This is a genomic window from Bacillus cereus group sp. MYBK79-1, from assembly GCF_051915365.1.
Taxonomy (GTDB): Bacteria; Bacillota; Bacilli; order Bacillales; family Bacillaceae_G; genus Bacillus_A.
This window is the reverse complement of sequence record NZ_JBQAEO010000038.1, coordinates 1-1,561: the sequence shown is the minus strand read 5'-3', so window position 1 is coordinate 1,561 and position 1,561 is coordinate 1. Positions and strand designations below refer to the sequence as shown.

Genomic DNA, 1,561 nt, shown 5'->3' with positions numbered 1-1,561 from the left:
CAGAGTGTTGGGAAACCCTTTAGGGTTCCCAACACTCTGATATCTTTTTTGATTTTAATGAAAGCAAACAACATGAAATAATAGAATTTAGAAAAATAGCCCTCCACTAACCCTTTTTTGGTTAGATGGAGGGCTATTTTTTTCATGTTTTGGCAAGCGGCAGTGAGATAAGCCTGCATTTGGACAGATTTCAGCCCTCGAAACCGAGCGTATCGATAGCCATGAAGTTCTTTAGCGTCCGCAAAGCTTCGCTCTATAGTTGAACAGCGTACTTTATACAGCTTTTTCCCTGTAGCTGTTAGTTTGTTTTTTCTAGCGATATCTTTATATTTCTCCCATATATGATGAGTAATAACTTTTTGTTTTTGTTTCTTTGAAAAGCATACCTCACGTAGTGGACAAACAGCGCAGTCTTCTGGATTTGATTTGTATTGACGATATCCTTCACGATCCGTCGTTACATATTCTAAAATACATCCCATCGGGCAAGCGAATACATTCATTTCTTCTACATATTTAAATTGGCTTTTCGGTACTTCTTTATTTCGTTTTCCAAATCGGCGATACCCCATCACCATAAATATATTCCGTTCTGATAATTTCTTACAGATATAGCCTGTAAAGTAGCCAGCATCAAGAGCGACAGCTTCCACTTTAAATCCGAATTTATCAATCTGAGCTTGGAGGCGCGCTAAATACGGCTCGGAATCTGCCATATTTCCAGCCGTTACATAGGTATCTGTAATAATATTGTATTTCGCATCAGTCGTACGATGATCTAAGAAATGAAAACCGTTCGGTTTTCCATCCCTCATTAAAAATCCACTATCTGGATCCGTTGTACTTACTCGAGTTTTTTTAGTAGGGGTATCACTTTCCTTTCTGGGTTTTAATTCTTTTTTCCGTGTACCTCACGATCTTCGATTACCGAAGCTTCTAGTTCATCTATATAAAACTTTGGTTTTTCTTTTTTATATTTATGTACAAATTTATTTTTATTGGCATTTGCCTTAATATGTGTAGAATCTGTCATCAGCGCACGTCCTCCCACCATTCGGTGCTCCGTCGCTTGCCTCACAATCTCATCAAAAATTTCTTCAAAAATATTTGTATGAACAAAACGGGTACGACGATTCCAACTGATTGTAGAATGATCTGGAATTATATCTGATAGAGAAAACCCTAAAAACCAACGGTAGGCAATATTCGTTTTAATCTCTTTTTCTAATTGACGCTCAGAACGAATACCATAAAAATATCCAATAAACATCATCTTAAATAAAACGATAGGATGGATTGACGGACGTCCATTGTTTTCACAGTAATAGGGGCGTAACTTCTCCTCAATAAAGTCAAAACTAATTGTCGCTTCAATCGCACGAAGGAAGTGATCCTGCGGAACCAACTCTTCTACAGAAACAGACACACGCTCATCACGATGATTTTTTAAAGCACCCATCATAAGAAATCTCTCCTTTTCCTCTTTTTTATCAGTGTTGACACATAAAAAGAGGTTCAGACACAAAAACAGGCTGTGGAGAAGACTTTCTCCACAGCCTGA

At 37.7% G+C, this 1,561-nt stretch carries 1 protein-coding gene; it reads right to left on the bottom strand.

Going from position 1 to position 1,561, the window contains the following annotated elements; genetic code table 11:
* Positions 1–1,462, bottom strand: a protein-coding gene (locus ACTFOB_RS26265) for an IS1182 family transposase (protein ID WP_440030134.1) whose coding sequence is annotated in 2 segments (ribosomal slippage) — positions 1–901 and positions 901–1,462 — 1,463 coding nt annotated over the 2 segments. Because the reading frame shifts where the segments join, the coding sequence is not laid out codon by codon here. This gene is flagged as partial in the annotation.
* Positions 1,463–1,561: the final 99 nt, after the last annotated feature.